The sequence below is a fragment of the Dyadobacter soli genome, assembly GCF_900101885.1.
GTDB classification, from domain to species: Bacteria; Bacteroidota; Bacteroidia; order Cytophagales; family Spirosomataceae; genus Dyadobacter; species Dyadobacter soli.
This window is the reverse complement of record NZ_FNAN01000022.1, coordinates 121,539-138,946: the sequence shown is the minus strand read 5'-3', so window position 1 is coordinate 138,946 and position 17,408 is coordinate 121,539. Positions and strand designations below refer to the sequence as shown.

Sequence of the window (17,408 nt, the reverse complement as noted above, 5' to 3'; positions counted from 1 at the left end):
CAAGGCCTTTCAGGAGTTTAACGGATTCCCATTGAAGCTGATCGTTTCAATGGGAATTTCAATGGCCACCCTGGTTCCCTTTCCGATAGGAGCACTATTGGTAAATGTTCCGCCAAGTGATTCCAGCCGGGTCTGAATATTTTGCAGCCCTACTCCCCTTTTTTCCTGGCTTTTCGCCATGCCAATCCCGTCGTCGGTTACGGCGATGTCGACACCCGAATCTGTCCGGCGCAGACTGATCGTCACTACCGAAGCCTGGGCATGTTTGATGACGTTGTTTATCAGTTCAAACACGATACTGTAAACGTTAAATTCGATCTCGACAGGGAGCCGATCATCCAGGTCTGAAATCATCAGGGAGAATTGCAACGGCGAATTTTGGTTCAATTTCCCGACCAAGGAGGCCAGCGTCATGACGAGGCCGTCCTTTTCCAATTCAGGAGGAAGGATATTATGAGAGATGTTACGGACCTCGGCATACGCATTACGGACCAGGTATCTGACGTTTTCGTAAACCGACTGCTCGGACTCGGATAAATTTTTGGGATCGATATGCTGCATTGTCATATTGACGGCGCTGAGTAAACTGCTGAGATTGTCGTGCAATTCAATTGCCACCCGCTTGCGTTCAATAGTTTGCCCTTTAAAAAGCGCCTCTTTGATTTCGTTGTTTTTCCTCAACAGCTCAAGGTTTGCTACAAGCAGCTCTTCCGTTCGTTCTTCCACACGTGTTTCAAGTGTTTTGTTCACGTCGGCAAGCTCTTCCCGTGCAATCTCCAACAACGCCTTTTGTCCGTTTATCAGCTCGTTTTTTGCCTGTAACCTGCTGTTATTCCAAAAAAGCACGGAGGCTATGACCAGCACAGAAACGATTCCAATAAACAACCCGTTGCGGGTTCGTTGATTATCCAACAGCTCCACCTGCTTCTTTTGCAGTTCACTGGTTTTCTGAACATTGTCATATTGTGCCTTTAATGACTCGATCCGATGATCGGTTTTCTCTTTCGACAGGCTATCCTTCAATTGAACAAAACTTTCGTACGAGCGAAGCGCCTCGGCTGGCCTTTTTATTTGTTTGAATATTTTATACAACGTCTCAAAAGCTTCCGCTTCTATACTGCTGTTACCTACGCGCCGGGCCGTTTCCAGGGCGATATTGCAGTAGGCAAGAGACTCTTTCCATTTGCTTTGTCTGAAATACAGGTTACTGATGTTGAGTAGGATACTTCCCTCCAAATCTACACTTCTTGTTTTGCGCGCCAACGCAAGTGCATTTCCGAAATATTCCAGTGCCTGCGGCATGTCATTCATTTCCTTGTAAACCCAGCCGATTGCATGCAATCCCTGCGCCTCATACCACATATGACCATCCTTACGCGCGAGCTCATAAAGTTCCATATTTACTTTAAGCGCCTGTTTCAATTTCCCTTGCTGCCGGTAAATCGCCCCCTGGACATTAAGTATAGATGCCTGTACATAAGAATCGGGGTGTTTGCGCAAGAGGGAAAGCCCCTGTTCGCAAAATTTCGCGGCCTTATCGAATTCTTTGAGACTTGTATACGCGTGAGCGAGCCAGCCATACGAAGCCGCCATTCGTGTGTATTCCCCTAGTTTTTCGGCAACAGGCAACGCCTTATAATGAAAACGTATACTTTGATGATAATCCCCCCGCACCTGATAAAGATAGCCCGCATACTGATAGGCATAAAGTAAGTGCTTTTCCAATCCCGGTTTTTCGCTGAGTGCCATCAGCTGTTGGTTATAATGCGAAGCGGAATCTATATCCACATCCACATAGGCCTTCATGACAGCAGTCAAGATGTTACATTGGAGCGTGTCCGTGGCGAACCCCTTAGGCTGTCGCTTCACAACCATTAGTTCTTGCTTCAAACTATCAATGGCCGGGAGCTGGGCATAACATATGCGCAACAAAAGCGGTAAAATCAGTAGCAGTTTTTTCATAGGAGGAGGCTTTAAGCAAACTTACCCAGGATACCCCTATTTACAAAGAATCAATATCCTTAAATTTTAGGATACAATATCGTATTAGTCAAGGATTTAGCATAGATCAGAATGTCCCGAACTTTGAGCTATGCGTTTACACGCTTTTTGCTAATCCTCCTAAACTTTAACAAAAATGGATCGGGAAACAACACCATTTTCGCTATCGAGTTTTTTCTCATTTGATCGAAAGCAGATCATCATATTGGTGACAATCATTTTTATACTTGTCACAGGAGCGCTCTACTCATTTGTCTACATTCCTTCCAATCAGCGGAACGTGGAGGCGATGCGTTTCCGGGCGATCCAGAATATCGATCGAAACATCAACAAGAAAATTGACAACTCGGTCAACCTGATGAGCCAACTCCTCGCTGCACACGCGCTTAATAAGAACTCTGATAGCGTCAATATCTACATCGATTCACTCCCAAAAAACAACTTTAAACTATCTCCAATCGAGCCAGATTCCGCAAAGCGTGACAGCGTGAGGTATATTATATCTAATGGCGAAACAGTGGAAATAGGTTTTCAAAACTTCGGTTTATGTATCAACATGAGCTATAAGCTTCCGGCATTTATCGAGCCCTTACTTTCAAAGGAAGCATTTGACGATTATCTGATCATCGCAGATGGAGGTAAAATCATTTATCAGACATTTTCATCCGGGATCATCGAACTTTGTGAAGATTCACTACAAAAAGCTTGCACGCCATTCCAGGAAAAATCCGTCCGCAACATCCGTCTGGGAAGTACCGATTATAAAATGTTCCTGCAAAAAGTTAAGCTGGGACCAAGTCATTCGGTGATCGTGGCGGGGCTATTACAAAAGCAAAAATACCAGCATTTAAAAACCGGACTGCCCGAAAATGTTGTGGTATCAATGCTCGTTGCTGTGCTCGCTGTTATTCTCACACTTCCATGGATAAAGCTATACCATATTGGTAATCAGGATAGATTAACCGTGTTTGACGGGCTTTTCGCATTTGTCTCAGCACTTCTCCTGATTGCTTTTCTGACATTCGCGTTCTTGAATTACAATGCCCCGATGCGGCCGGAGGACGGCTCGCAAAAAATTAGCAGCAGGAATCTGGCGAATGGCCTGAAAACTGCGTTCGAATCGGATATCGTTAAGGCGTTGAACGGGCTTTCCAAAATTGATTCCCTGGTGGCCAATGCGGGTTTGGTCACGCCCGCATTTGATTCGATACCGCGGATTTTAGCTGCGTTGGATGCGGCGGAAGTTTTTTGGCTCGACCGTTCTGGCAAGGAACTGTACAACCGCAACAAAAGAAAAAATACTCCATTGGGAAATTATGCCGACCGCAGCTACTACAAGCAGTTGGCCGAAAACCGCCCCTATTGCCTGAAAAACCCGAAACTTCCTTGTTTTGGCCTTGAACAAGTCGTCTCCTGGACAACCGGAAGCTTCGTAACTGTGGTATCTACATCCGTCCCGTCCAAAAATTCGGCTTCTTACGCGGCAATCGCATTCAACCCCAAAAGCGTAACTAACCCCCTGTTGCCGGCAGGTTTTACTTTCGCAATAATCGATCGTGCAGGAAACGTACTATACCACTCTAATCCCTTTAAAAACCTAAACGAAAACCTTATCGAAGAGTTTGCAGATGCTACTTTGCTTCGTGAAGCGCTCTCCGGAAGTGAAGATGTTTCAATGCGCGCCAAATACAGCGGGAATCCCTCTGACGTGTACATATCCCCGTTTAGAGACCTGCCCTATTTCATGGTTATTTTTGACGATACCGGCTTCGCTTCCGTACGGGACACAAAAGTTTTCGTATTCACTTTCACACTGTTGCTCCTCTTCTTTATTTTCCTCGTTGTACATTTTCTCGTCATCTACCTGCTTTATCAACGGCCGAGCTTTCTCAAAAAGCATTATTTCGATATTACATGGCTTGGGCCCAGTATGAGATTCAGGCCACGGTATTTGATCGTTTTCGGCTTCAATTGTTTCATCATACTTTTGCTACTCCTGTTTTACCGTATTGCCCCCTTCATGCAGTCCGTTTTTATTCTGCTTCTTGCTGCAACAGCCAGTTCTATATTCTTGAATAGCCAATATAAAAAGAGCTACTTCAAAACAGAAAACGATAAATTACTGCAAAAAAAGAAAGCGGTACAGACGCTCTGGGGTATCGCAGCGCTCATCACGGTTGCCGCAATCGCGAATACGAGTTTTTACTACTTCCTGTATTTCGGATTAATTACGGGTGCCTTTTTTGTAGTTTATACAAAGCTTATTTCCCAGTTCAGGCAAAGGCGGCTATTGATCCTGATAGCAAGGCGTACACATTTGAGCCACTGTTTTACAGCGATGGTATCTACTCGTCTTGTCATCATGAGTGCCTTACCCGTAGCTTTCTTTTTTATTTCTGCATACAATTATGAATCCTCGTTGATCGGCGCTTACCGCCACAGGCAATTCCACGATGAATTCGTAAAACGCCGCATTACTACGCCGTTCATGAAAGGTGTCAATCTGTTTTACGACGGAGTCTGGATAACCGATTCAGATTATTCGGGCATGCATAAATCCCAAATCGAAGTACCCGCAAAATGGTTGCTTGAAAAATTCAGCGGTTTTATCCATTATGATCATGCAATACAATACGCAGGGGCTCAAAAAGGACTCGGCTATACACTATACGAGGGCGGTATTACTTCAACCACTTTTCCGGAAGAAGGTGCTGCTCCCGTGCGTTTGGCAACCGCATCTGTGAATTACCGACTGCCTGGTATCCTTAGAAATAATGCATTTGACTGGAAGGGATTTTCCTACTGGTGCATTTTCGTCGGGGCGGTAATTTTATTTGTCTTCCTGCTGCATCGGGTTATAAGGAAATTGTTCGCGCTCAATCTGCCAAAGCAAACCGGATGGGATAGCATAGACCAGCAACTACTTTGGGACAACAAACTGAATGCCAGCCTATTCATGATCGGCCCATGGGGTTCATGCATTCTCGAACGGATTGAGCAGGACATTAATAATGGTCGGATCAGAGGATTGAACAACCAAATGCTGATTCTCAAAGGGAATTTTCTCTCACCCGCGAGTGCCTACATTGCAGATATGCTGATGATCCCGGACAATGAAGCCGACGCAAAAACTGACAAAGATTGGTTGGGAATCCGCGCCAATGCGGCGAACGATCGTCATAAGTTGATAATTGTAAACCACTTCGAATATGACCTTCATAATGTCAATACGAACAGGATAAAACTAAATTTCCTGGAAAGCATAAACCAAAGAACCGATTGCAAAATCATCATCATTTCAACGGTACATCCGGTTACTTTTCTCGAATCGCTGAATCAACTCGAAAGCAAAAAGCCAGCGGGAGAAAGATTGCCCGAACACGATCTGGAAAGGTGGCACGTATTGCTTAGTCATTTCAGGATTATCGTCAAAGGGCTCATCGATACCAACAAACTAAGCAGAATTTCAATCCCAGCCTGGGAGAAAAGCCTCACTTCGGAAATGCGGTTTAGTAAATTCCTGAATGACATGCTAAATCCGACACGCGCGACTTTGAAAAAATTGCCCGGAAAACAGCCGGAAAATCTCAACGGTGATTCGCTGGCCTTTAAAATGGAGATAACCGCACACTATTATTACATGAGTCTCTGGCAGTCGCTCACCAAGGAGGAGAAGTTTATATTGTATGACCTGGCAGAAGACGGATTGGTCAATCCGTACGACGATTACAATCTGACACTGCTGATCCGTAAAGGGCTTATCCGACAGGACGATGGCAGGTTGAGTATTTTCAACACCGGATTTCGTCACTTTATCCTTACCGCAATCGGTACCAGTGAGGTATTGAAAATCCGGAGTCAAATAAGAGACAACGGCACATGGAATAGCCTCAGGATTCCCCTGACAATTTTAATTGTAGCCATATTTACATTTCTCTTCGCGTCCCAGCAAGAAGCTTATGAGACCCTCCTGAAATACCTGTCGGTACTTACCATTTCCGTTCCTGCCGCTTTGAAATTCTTTGCCATGTTCGAAAAGACACCGAAAAGCAACTGATCAGCCATTACCTAACCGTCACAAATGCCTAACCCATTCCAGCAAGCCGCGAAGGTCGCTGCTGATTTTACCACGTGTAGCATCCTGCAAAGTCACTTTTCGCTCATAGGCGTAGGTGTCAAATGGCGATGCTCTTTCTATCAAATGGATATTTGCCCCAAGCGCATACGGTAAGGCCAGGTCCATTTCCCAAATATCCCCGCAAACAACCGTGGTAGGCAATCTTGACAGGTCATTGTTAAATGCAGCGCAAATGGCTTCGAAATACGCCGCCCGCCGCAGGTACACCGGACGGCCGATCCCGAGATCTTCATGAGTTGGCGGAACTGCGAGAAACAAGTCCCTTGTACCTGTTGGGATAGCCGAATACCACGACAATTCGGCTATCCGAAATTTGGCGGCATCGCTCTTTACTGCTATTCCGAATGGGAGTTTTTCAACAGAAAACAAGCTCAGCAAGCGATTTGTGATCGTTGTCGAGCTGGAATTGGAGATAAAGGTGATGTTGATGTTGTTCCTCAACAAGGTTTCAAAAACCTCCCGGGCTTCGGGTCGCCAGGGCGCGGGAAAGCGATCGGAAGCATTTTTGAATACCTCTTGTGGAATGTCCTTTTGTATCTTTTTCTTTTGCAACAGGTATCTGGCAGCCTCAAAGGATAGTATATACGGGTCGGCACCCGCAGGAGCAGCCGGAGCGAAGGCAATAGTCCACGGTGCCTGCGGCGAATGTGTTTTCACCTTTTCCAGGGCTTCCTTCCATTCAGCAGCCAAAACCGGACTACCCGAAAACACGGTATTATTCAACCCCGCCAGGTACTCGGAGAGGAACGCTTCGTAAATAGCCGGGATTACAGTACATGTCCCGTCGAAATCCATAATGATATCCGTGATCTGCATTTTTTGAGGGTTTACATGAACCTGGTACGGCGGTACACCTTCCGCATTTCAGAGCTGAGTCCGGTTCAATGGGCTCAGGTCGGTCAACTTTTTGGGTGGATTGAATGGCGAGCCGACACTTTGCTGGAAATTGAAATAGTTATGCGGATCGACCTTTTTCTTGATGGAAAGCAGCCTTTCGTAATTATCCCCGTAATACATCCTCGCCCAATCATGCTGCAAAGGGTCGATGTAGTTGACATAGGCACCAGTCGCATTCCCTGCCTCGGAAAGCCTTTCAAAAAATTCGTAGGCCCATTCCACATTTCTCAGGGTATCGCCGGGCTTATCCAGGTCCCATATCGATTTGATTTCGGGTACAAAGCGGCAGTCCCGGTGCACGTAGGCCGTGGCGTCGGAAGCCACATCTTCAATGGCTCCGCCTGCCAGGGTCCAAACTGCGAAGCTGTCCGGTGAAGGCGCATGGGTCATCGAATCGATGATTACCTTGGCCACATCATTGTTCATTCCGCCTTTGGGAAGGATCGTCGAGCGAATGTACGAGCTGCGCCCGGCCACGCGTGTGGTGTAACCATTGTAAAACTCCCACTCCGGCAAGGTCATATTGAACAGATCTGCATTAATCGGCTTTAATTTTAACAGCCCTTGAATCAAGTCAATTCCTTCGGCATAATCTCCGTTAAATACCGGTGTGAGGCCCAGTACTTTTACATTGGTCGTTTTATCCACAAGGTCTTTTTGGTTTCCCATAAAACCATAAACGGCCATACTGTTCGGAATCCGCTCGACCCATTCATTGTAGTAGCCCAGCACGTCCTCGGCGTGTTCCAGCGGATAGCGGATCTGCCCCACGAGCATCTTCTCGCTAAACGGCTTCCTCACCCGCATTTCCATTTCGGTGACAATACCAAAATTCCCGCCACCGCCTCCACAGCAAGCCCAGAAAAGGTCTACATCGTCCTTCGACGTACTTTCCACGCCGATATGCCTCATTTCACCATCAGGCGTAACGATTTTCAGGCTGATCAGGTTATCGATGCTCATGCCATAGGAACGGGAAACAAAGCTATACCCGCCGCCCAGCATGAATCCGGGCGGTGCGACGGTCGGGCATCCCCCTCCTACCGGGATCAAGCCGGTCCCGGTTGCCTGCATGAACTTGTAAACATCGTACCAGATCACACCCATCTGCGCGGTAACGGTTTCTTTCTTTGGGTCGAATGTGATCTTGTTCAGATTTTTCATCGCCATCACAATGCCCCCCTCGTTCATGCAATAACCCGCCGCGCTATGCCCCCCTCCTTTTACCGAAAATGGGAGGTTATGCGCGACAGCGAATTTCAGACCCAGCCTGACATCTTCTATCACGGCTGGAAAAATGATGGCGCGGGGCTTAAATTGAATGCGGCCATTGTCGATGCGGATAGCTTCTTCGTATTCAGCGTCCCCGGCCTGCACGATGTAACCGCTCAATTCACGTGATAATTCATTAATTGCTGTGGAGATCATGGTATTAACAGATTGCTGATAGGGTATTAGGTTAGATTAATGAATAGACCTTTGACTGATATTTCAGATAAGAGTCAAAAATGTAGGTCTGCCCGATCATCCCGGCCGTCGCCGGGAAAAAGTCGTGATGCTCCTGGCTTTGCAGATAGTCATCATACGCTTTTTTGCTATCATAAATAATGTTGACAGCCACATCGAAATTCCGCACCGAAACATCCCGTTTAATGTCGGTCAGGCCGCCGGTTGCAAACAGCTCGATCCCCGGGTGGCTGGACAGGTACTTTATGCAGATACCGGTGAATTTCTCGATGCTGCCGGGCGATTTATCCGTCAGTGAAAAATAAAGGCTGTGAAACACGCTCTGTGGAAAATTGCGGTCCGGGCCGACAGTCTGGGCCGTCGATACATTCCCGCCGATCAACAGGTTAGTCAGGTTACTATCCATCACGCGCCGGGTAGTACTGGGTGCCCACCGGTTCACATCCGCTACAAACTGGTCGTGCCTCGGGTCGCTTCCATTATAAAGATTAAATGCATCTTCATCCCTGAATACCTGGTGCATTGCGATGTCAAACCCCAGGTCGTTCTCGGGCCTGTTCATATCCGTAGCCCTCTTGCCTATCCAGAAAGAGACCATCCCTTTGGAGCTGGAAAGATATTCCCTTGCTTCGGCCATGTAGGCCTCGGCCACATCCGGGGTATTATTCGCCCCCAGATTGAAATAGGTACTGTGCATCAGCACAGGTTTAGCGTCTGCCATAAGTTTGTATTGTCTGGTGTTGGATCAGTTATCTTTTAGCCGCAGCGTGGCAACACTGATGTGTGGCCAGCTAATAGGTACCACCGGATTGGTAGGCGGCGGACCAAACACAGGGAAATCGAGAATTACAGTCTGCGTGTATTGCAATTGCAAAAAGGTAGAACCATCCGGGTTCTGCACCGTTTCAATCCAGAAGATTGCGGTCAGGCTCGTTGCATTCGCATTGACATTGATAAAGGGAATGTTGGTAATGCCCCCAGTTGGTGAGATAGCACCCGGATTACAAACGCCCTCAATAGGATTCGCATCGAGCAGTATCACGATGGTTTCAATGATATTTTGCCCCTTTATCGCCTCTTTGAGCAAATTGTTAGGATTCATGATCACATCTTTGGAAATCCCCGCGGGCGGCACTGCTTCGTTTAGCAACCGCAGATACTCCGGGTTCGTGTCGTTGACCCGCTTTCCGTCCACGATAAAAAACGGGGTGGGATCCGCCGGAGGTACATCGAACTGGGGCCCGCCTTTAACAGTAAAGAAACTGCCCTGTGCCAGCAGCGAGTCACCATGGGGAATCGACCCGAGCCGCGCTACACTTTCCTTCACCTGCGGGTCTGTGCCATCGGGCAGGTTGAGAAACAGGCCCGTTTCGAGGTGTATACCATTCTGTCCCTGGGGCAGGTTCACGTCATTGACCTGTTGCAGATAATGCAAGCCCAGATAAGCGATATCTTCCTGCGCGTTTCCGCGGTTGATGATTTCGCCATCGATGGAAGAAAAGGTCAGTGTTTCGGCCGTGTTATTCAGAATAATCTTGAACTTGTCCGGCGGGGGCGGGCCTGGCTTGGCCTGGTTCATGTTGGGGATCTCGATCAGATTGAACCCTGTTCCTACCCACGTACCCGGAAGTTTTGTCAGCGGGCCCAGCGAGGGTGTCGATACGGCAACTTCTGCCCTTGCAACTAATTTTTGTCCTTTTTCGACCGACTGCTCTTCAATACTGCCCAAGCCCGAGAGGCTCAATGAAGCCAACGGATTATTTTTTATCTTCGCCATAGTTTGATATTTGATTAATTACTTACAGACACAGGTAAACTGCCGGAATGAGCCGGCATTCTTTGATTGCTTCATTGTAAAGCAGCACGTGCAAACCCACCCAGGGAAGTCAGCACTTCAGTGGTCATAAAAACTTGCGGAACAGCGCTGAAATCGCTTAGAAAAAGGCTACCGTAATCCTTCACAAAATTTTTAAAAACAGCCCCGTTCAAATGGTCGAAGAATGCGGCCTGATCCTGATAAATCTCAAAAAATACCACTTCGCCGGCCGGAGGTGTAGGCAGGCTTTTTTCGTTGAAATTGGGAACGTGAACCATGTACAGCAATGTCCCGGGTTCATTTTCCTTCACGTCGGCGGCCAGCTTTTTTAATGCTTCGGACACCTTTTCTTCATTTCCGGGAAGGATCGTCCATTTTGCAATTAAGGGATACATATTTGATAGTGTTTATACCGAGAGGGTGATTGATAAAACTTAAAGTTTCACGTATTCAAAAGTTGGCCCGGCGCATTCTCCTTTGTCCAATGGCATATTCAGTAATTCCAGCGCCTTGTATTTCAGATCATACATAATGGTGATGCCCTTGATCAGCAGCTCCGGCTCTCCGCTCACGGCGTCGTTGATATTATTGAGCAGCATTACATATGTTTTGTTGAAATCAATGGCTTTCTCCATCAATGCCGGGTCACCTTCGTAATCCTTCATCCTGGGATTTGCTTTCATATTATAAACCGACGACCAGCTTACATCGAACGACGTGCCGGTAGGGACACTTTTCACAGGCATCTTGAAATTGGTATCGTTGGCACTGTACATCCGGCCGTAGTTGATCTCCTGGAATTTGAAATAATGCGCATATTCGATGCCTTCCCCGAACATGGGCTCTTCGGTTACGATGGTACCATCTATCCCTTCTCCCTGTCCGACGATTTCCGCAATGGCTTCTTCGGCGTCCTCGTAACACTCCACCTTGATGATCTTCCCTCCGCTTCCATAGTAGTGATCTGGCGTTATCTGTCGCCTGGAATCGCCTTTGAAAATCCCACCCGGTGTTTCCTCATTCAGGCGTTTTAAGCCAAATCGTATTGCCTGGTAAAATTGTCCGATGCTGTCAAAACTATGCGGGTCATCCAATGGCTCGTTGGGTGCCGAGGGCTTTTCAATCGTGGTGAACACGTCGAGTGCTTCTCTGGAAAATTTCAGAAGCTGTACCTGGAAAGGAGGTTCACCTTTCGGGACTTCCGGTACAATATTGCCGGGTAACGGTGTGGGATACTCGGGAATGATTTTCTTTACGTCAAACAGCTTTTGCCCCTTTTTGATCGTTTTCGGATCGGTAATGGCATTCAGAATGTTCGCCACAAGGACCATATGCAGCATCTCCTCTACTACCACGCTTCTGATCAGATTACCCGCCTGCCGGTTGCTACCTTCCTTGATTGTGTAAAGTCCGCACAGGTAAGGTGGTATGGTTGAAAGTTCAAGCTGCAATGCGGTCAGCAGGCATTCTTTGAGATGGTCGAGATTTTTGACATAAGTCTCCACATCGGCCTGCGCCATTTCCGGTCGCGCACGAACGCCTTTGAAATTCACCGGCTCGATGAGCTCAAATGTATCCTGTTCTGCCTCTTCGGTGCCAGGGAGCGGTTTGATCAGTTTCTGACGCTTGGGGTTATTTTTTTGAAATATTCTATTTTCCATAATTCGGTGATTGTTCAAGTTGTTTCAGAATGGCCTCGGCTGCTTTGAAAGTGAGCGCCGACATGGTAAGCGTAGGGTTCGAGGTTCCCAGGGTCGGCATATTCCCGCACCCGACCAGGAAAAGATTTTCATGGTCCCATGTACGCATGTCCGCATTCACGACCGAGTCGTCCGGACTGAATCCCATCCGGTGCGTGCCTACGATGTGGCCGGCGCCATCAAAACGATAACCCTTGCCCTTATACGTTACATAATCCGGATTGGAATTCGGATCATAAACTGTGAAGTCTTCTACGTCACATTGGCTGAACAACTGGTCGGAAACGATCTTGGATGCTTCGAATGCTTTGAGCATATATTCCGTCGCATGGTAATGGATCACCGGGCGATAATTGCCAATATGGTCTTTGTACTCCGGACTGATGGTGACCCGGTTTTCGGGATCGGGCGCTTGCTCGCACTCGAAATGGACCAGCAACTGGCGCGTGATGACGTCCTTCATTTTATCACGCAGCTCTTTTCCGAACATACCGCCTCCTACCGCATTGATCACATCCGAGCCGGGCGAGAACACCGGCCACGACCAGCCCCAGTTGTCGAGGGGTGATATCCAAGCCGCATGATCCTTTCGAAACTCACCGTCGCGGAAAGTCGGGATATTGGTAGTTGAACCCGGCCCGCGATAGGGATAAATCGGCTCATCGGTCAACCCCCACGACAGCACCGTCATATGGTCCATCAGGTTCCGGCCCACCTGGTCGCTGCTGTTGGCGGCGCCTGACGCGAGCAGCAATTTGGCATTCTCAATCGCGCTTGCCGCCATTACATAAATAGTGCCCTTGGCTACGTGTGTTTCATATTCGAACGAGTCGCCATTTTTATAATGCTTATACTCGACCCCAGAGATCCAATTAGATTTCTCGTTGATTAACAGCCTGGAAGCAACCGACTGCGTTTTGATGGTCAGATTCGACTTATCCGATTTCCTGAGGGTTTTCAATGCATTGTATTTGGCTTGTACCGGACAAATAGGCACACAGCTTGCATTGCCTTCACAGCGCTGTCCGGTGTACGGGTCCCAGTTAGATCCCACCGGTTCGTAGCTCGCAGGCTCATCCGTCCTTGTAAACTCCAACTCCTTTTTTCCCGAACTCCACCGCACACCGGTTATTTTGTACTCGGGGTTAGGAATAGAATTCCGCCCCTGTGGCGTGCTGATGCAATAGAGTTCATAGTTCTTTTCGTTGAGTACAACCTTGTTTCGTTTGTCGATTTTTCCCTTCATTATCCCATCGAGGTAGCTGGTGGGTATAGCCTTCATCGGATAGCTGTATCCTTCGCTGAAAATGCTTTTTTCCTCGATGGGATATTGCTGATCCTCAACCGACCCCGACACGCCTATTTCATTTTCCGCCATCTCATAGTAGCGTCCCATATCCTCGTAGTCGATCGGCCAATCCACGCCTACTCCATACTTCGTCTTCATTTGGAAGTCGTTCGGCAGCATTCGCAGGGTTGTCCCCAGCCAGTGCAGCGTTGTGCCCCCGGGCGTACGTGCACAGTCGCTGGCGAAGGGGATCGGCCCCATCTGGACCAGGTATCCCTTGGTGAGCGGCTGGCCTTTCTTCATTACTTCCAGATCGAGCACGTCGATCGAAGGTGCGTCCTTGATATTGGGATAAGGAGAGTTTGGGACTTTTGCGGGCGCATTGTAGAAGGTATTCAGATAGCCCTCATAGGTTTTAAATGCACCTTCGGGGTCCATGGCAATCCCGGCTTGCAGTCCGGCTTCCAGGATTAATACCTTTTTTCCCGCATTGGTGAGTAATTTGGCCACAATTGACCCGGCAATGCCGGAGCCGACAATTACCACGTCGTAATCGTTATTTTCCATCCGTATAGAGGTTTACCGGTAAATTTATCGCACTGAAATGGGGACATTGGCCCAGGAGCCATAACCTGGTTGCTTGGCTCCTGGCGGATGCGTGTAGCCACTATCCCACATAAGCCCCTGTATGTAGGCGGCAGACGATACGGGGTTATTATTCCAGTTACCGGTATACCAGAGGATGATGATGTTTCTGGCCAAACCACTGTACGAAGAGTTGGGCATCAGCTGTGTAGCGATCGCCGATTCGCGGGATTCCTGCTTTTCGTAGAGGATTTGCTCCACGTTCAGGAAGAAATACGCAACATCATCTCCTTCGGAATTCGCAAGGACGGTGTTGTAGTAGCTTTCGAGCATTCCTGTTGCCATAATTTCAGCCTCGCTAAAACCGGTTAGGAGCGCTGATATCTTATGAAACAGTTGGGCATTGGTAAGCGCATTGATCATTGTGATGGTGATTAATTGTATCTACACTTATCGAGAGGGTACTTTTATTCGGGTTTAAATTTTGTTGCTATTTTGACCTTTAACGGAACATCCAGCGTCTCTTCGCCTTTTTGGGCCGTAATGAATTTCGGGATATCGTCCGAAGGCTTTTCGACAAATGCGATTACCGCAAATGTCTTTTCACCTTTGTGCTTAATTTCATCTACCGCAATCGCATGCACACCGAGTTCCTGCAACTGCTCAGAATGTTGCTCCCTGGCCAGATTCGCATCTTTTTCACTGATCATCTCGCTGTGCTTTTAATATATGAAAATCAGATTTTCTCCGACCGTAACATGGGTATTATGCCTCTCCTCCATGGGTAACCAGCGTCACTTTGAGGTCAGACAAAACCTGCTCGATCGGGTTGAAAACACTGCCGCCATCCGCACCTGCAAAATGCAGGCCCATGGCTTTGCCCGACGCCTTATCCAACACCAGTGCCCCGGAATCTCCCGGCTTCGAATACCTTGTGCAAAAAACCTGATCCACAAATCCTACATCGCCCACTCCGTCATAATCCAGAACAAACCGGAAATGAACATCTTTCACCTCTCCTTCCGTCTTGCCGGTAGTGCGACCAACCTTCACTAATTTCATTCCGCGCTCGGCCTGAATGACGCCTTTGGGCAAACCCAGTCCTTTGATCTCCGCCGTCACATCAATAAGTCTGGCGTCTGTTGGCTTTACAATCGCACAATCCGTTCGGTTAACAAATGCCCCTCCAACGGTGAACTTTTTGAAAGCGTGCAATTTTGCAACCAGGTCTGCCGGACTTGCGCCTCCGTCGAGAACGCCGGGATACACGATTACATCGCCCTTCTTTCCGAGCCCGCTGTTGGCCAGCACGTGGCTATTACTCAATAAAAAGTTGGATTTACCATCTGTCACCACCGCCCCGAAAGTACCCGCCGAAACGTCGACATGCCCGATGCTGTTTCCTGGCTGAATAACCTTCCTGGTCACATTGATTTCGGGCCTCAGCTTTCCAATAACGACCACGTCCGTGAGTACCTCATCGTTTCTGGCCAATGCATTGGGTATCATGGAAGGGATCGCCATATCATCCCGCAGTTCGGCTAATGGAATCTTTTCCTCAACGTAGAATGTTAGCGCCAACTCTCCTGTGCCGCGGTTATTGGAAATTTTCTCGCTGATGCCCAGCGCTACGATATTGTCGGACCTGGTCACACTCCGAAGCGATTCGGTATGGCCTCTTGCCTTCATACCCAAAGACTCGACACGCCCTCTCGGGGCGATTGTCAACAAATCGAGTACGCGTTTTATTTCTGATTCGGAGGCCATGGTTCAGGTCGTTTACAAATATTTTCGCAATCCCAGATGCGGTAACTTTTGCAAAATTTATCTTAAACCTGAGCTAGCTCGCGCCGATCAATTACCCACAATCAGGTTACTTGATGTAGTGTAGTGTGAGTGAATTTAAACAACGACGCACAAGCACCGTAGAATTAGTTTGAAACAATAGCGGCAAATTATAGGAATATATCGGTAAAAAATATCCGTTAACTAATTGTTTAAACAAACAAAGCAGAAGGGAAATGATTTAATGTGAATCCAAATTCACAGATACGTGATGCCACCTGCTCGCACTGTCGGCAAAAGTTCGAGACTTACTATGAACTCAATGAGATCACTAACGCCTCGCTCGACGCGGACGTTATTTTAAACCGCTCATCGGCGCGGATACCGACTACCCAGATAATTTCGCCACCAGCATTGACCAGTACCGCGATATTCCCCTTCTCAAACCGGTCGATCTTGTGGTCAATCAGCAAGTCACTGACTTTTTTACTTTTGCCTTTCATGCCAAAAGGCTGGAAAATATCGCCTTGCTGCCATCTTCGCAGTGTCAGGGGAAATTGGATCAAGTCCGGATCGATGGCGATAGTCGTTCTGTCAAAATGAAGAGAACTTCCTGCCGGCACTATACGCAGCGTAAGTTTTAAATCTTGCCAATCTAATGTCTTGTCATTCCGGTGGATAAGCACATCAGCATATTCGGAAGTTTTGGATAATGTTTTTAACACAAAATCTTCCCTGTCGATGAGCAAAACATGCGTGGGGGAAAAAAACTGTTTGCCGGGAATTCTATCGAGAGAAGCCACAATGCCGTGCATCTGGCTATACTGAAAACCATATTCCTGCAAAATGGCCCATAAACGGAAAGCGGGCTCACTAGCTTTGGCTATTTCGGCAATTGCAATGCGAATGTTGCCGCCATCGCGCCGAAAGACCTCTGCTTTCCATTGTTGCAAATATGCTTCAAGCAGCGCATTGGCAGCCCTCAGCCGCTCCGCAGAAGCATTAAACGTCCTTTCCAGCGATGGGTTCAATTCCGACAAAACGGGTATTACATTGTGACGAACCCTGTTGCGGTGGTAATCGTCCGTTTCATTCGTTCGGTCTTCCCGCCATTGGATACCGTTTTCAGCAGCATATCGGCTAACCTCGGCACGATTTGAATAGAGCAATGGCCGAATGAGATTACCATTAACGGGGGCAATGCCGGTCAGCCCCGCGATGCCGGTTCCACGTGCGAGGTTGAGCAGTACAGTTTCCAGGGAGTCATTGGCGTGATGTGCCGTAGCGACCCATTTGCAGCCCGACTCCTGCCTGATTTTTTCGAACCACTCATACCGTAGCTCACGGGCAGCCATCTGGGTTGAAACCGAAGCACTTTTAGCGTAGCTCTTGACATCCGGACGAGCCAAAAAGAACGGAAAATTATAGCGCGCGGCTAGCGTACGCACAAAGGCTTCATCACCGTCCGATTCCCCCTCTCTCAAACCAAAATTACAATGCGCAATGGCCGCGGGAAGCCCCTGATTGTGAAAAAGATGCGCCATTACCACAGAATCGATGCCACCGCTCACGGCGAGCAAAGTCGGCTGCTGTTTCAGATCCGGCGTGTGTTGGTTAATAAAAGTTAAAAACGAATCCAACATGAACCTGAGAATCGTATTTGATGTACTTTTGATTAAATGAGAATGGATTTATCTCTTCGTCCGGACGGCATGGGACAGGAATCCAGCC

At 47.9% G+C, this 17,408-nt stretch carries 13 protein-coding genes; 1 reads left to right on the top strand and 12 read right to left on the bottom strand.

The window, feature by feature from the left end; translation table 11 throughout:
- Positions 1 to 9: 9 nt before the first annotated feature.
- Positions 10 to 1,962, bottom strand: coding sequence for a tetratricopeptide repeat-containing sensor histidine kinase (locus BLQ88_RS30345; RefSeq protein ID WP_090156778.1), 1,953 nt, complete (start codon positions 1,960 to 1,962; stop codon positions 10 to 12).
- A 175-nt stretch (positions 1,963 to 2,137) separates the two neighbouring features.
- On the opposite strand from BLQ88_RS30345, the gene BLQ88_RS30340 reads away from it, so the two are divergent.
- Complete coding sequence (locus BLQ88_RS30340; RefSeq protein ID WP_090156777.1) at positions 2,138 to 6,058, top strand: cache domain-containing protein; 3,921 nt, start codon at positions 2,138 to 2,140, stop codon at positions 6,056 to 6,058.
- 18 nt (positions 6,059 to 6,076) lie between these two features.
- Here the strand turns inward: BLQ88_RS30340 and BLQ88_RS30335 are convergent, their stop codons facing one another.
- The 11 genes from BLQ88_RS30335 to tilS form a co-directional block, all read right to left on the bottom strand.
- Positions 6,077 to 6,955 carry a hypothetical protein gene (locus tag BLQ88_RS30335; RefSeq protein ID WP_090156776.1) on the bottom strand — a complete coding sequence of 293 codons (879 nt, stop codon included), beginning with the start codon at positions 6,953 to 6,955 and terminating at the stop codon, positions 6,077 to 6,079.
- 48 nt (positions 6,956 to 7,003) lie between these two features.
- Positions 7,004 to 8,464, bottom strand: coding sequence for an FAD-binding oxidoreductase (locus tag BLQ88_RS30330; protein WP_090156775.1), 1,461 nt, complete (start codon positions 8,462 to 8,464; stop codon positions 7,004 to 7,006).
- A 31-nt stretch (positions 8,465 to 8,495) separates the two neighbouring features.
- The gene (locus BLQ88_RS30325) at positions 8,496 to 9,224 is read right to left on the bottom strand and encodes an antibiotic biosynthesis monooxygenase family protein (RefSeq protein WP_090156774.1); all 729 of its coding nucleotides are present in this window, start codon (positions 9,222 to 9,224) and stop codon (positions 8,496 to 8,498) included.
- A gap of 24 nt (positions 9,225 to 9,248) precedes the next feature.
- Complete coding sequence (locus tag BLQ88_RS30320) at positions 9,249 to 10,280, bottom strand: heme-binding protein (RefSeq protein ID WP_090156773.1); 1,032 nt, start codon at positions 10,278 to 10,280, stop codon at positions 9,249 to 9,251.
- Positions 10,281 to 10,351: 71 nt separating this feature from the next.
- The gene (locus BLQ88_RS30315) at positions 10,352 to 10,714 is read right to left on the bottom strand and encodes a putative quinol monooxygenase (RefSeq protein WP_090156772.1); all 363 of its coding nucleotides are present in this window, start codon (positions 10,712 to 10,714) and stop codon (positions 10,352 to 10,354) included.
- Positions 10,715 to 10,753: 39 nt separating this feature from the next.
- On the bottom strand, positions 10,754 to 11,980 hold the full coding sequence (locus BLQ88_RS30310) for a ferritin-like domain-containing protein (protein WP_090156771.1): 1,227 nt from the start codon (positions 11,978 to 11,980) through the stop codon (positions 10,754 to 10,756).
- Positions 11,970 to 13,874: a GMC family oxidoreductase gene (locus BLQ88_RS30305; RefSeq protein WP_090156770.1), complete on the bottom strand. Its 1,905-nt coding sequence runs from the start codon at positions 13,872 to 13,874 to the stop codon at positions 11,970 to 11,972. Before BLQ88_RS30305 ends, BLQ88_RS30310 begins: the two co-directional genes overlap by 11 nt.
- A 24-nt stretch (positions 13,875 to 13,898) precedes the next feature.
- Positions 13,899 to 14,315 carry a hypothetical protein gene (locus tag BLQ88_RS30300; protein WP_090156769.1) on the bottom strand — a complete coding sequence of 139 codons (417 nt, stop codon included), beginning with the start codon at positions 14,313 to 14,315 and terminating at the stop codon, positions 13,899 to 13,901.
- Positions 14,316 to 14,359: 44 nt separating this feature from the next.
- Positions 14,360 to 14,602, bottom strand: a complete 243-nt coding sequence (locus BLQ88_RS30295; protein WP_090156768.1) for a hypothetical protein — start codon at positions 14,600 to 14,602, stop codon at positions 14,360 to 14,362.
- A gap of 55 nt (positions 14,603 to 14,657) precedes the next feature.
- Positions 14,658 to 15,659, bottom strand: a complete 1,002-nt coding sequence (locus BLQ88_RS30290; protein ID WP_090156767.1) for a chymotrypsin family serine protease — start codon at positions 15,657 to 15,659, stop codon at positions 14,658 to 14,660.
- Positions 15,660 to 15,988: 329 nt separating this feature from the next.
- On the bottom strand, positions 15,989 to 17,320 hold the full coding sequence (gene tilS / locus BLQ88_RS30285; protein ID WP_090156766.1) for a tRNA lysidine(34) synthetase TilS: 1,332 nt from the start codon (positions 17,318 to 17,320) through the stop codon (positions 15,989 to 15,991).
- Between the last annotated feature and the right edge of the window lie 88 nt (positions 17,321 to 17,408).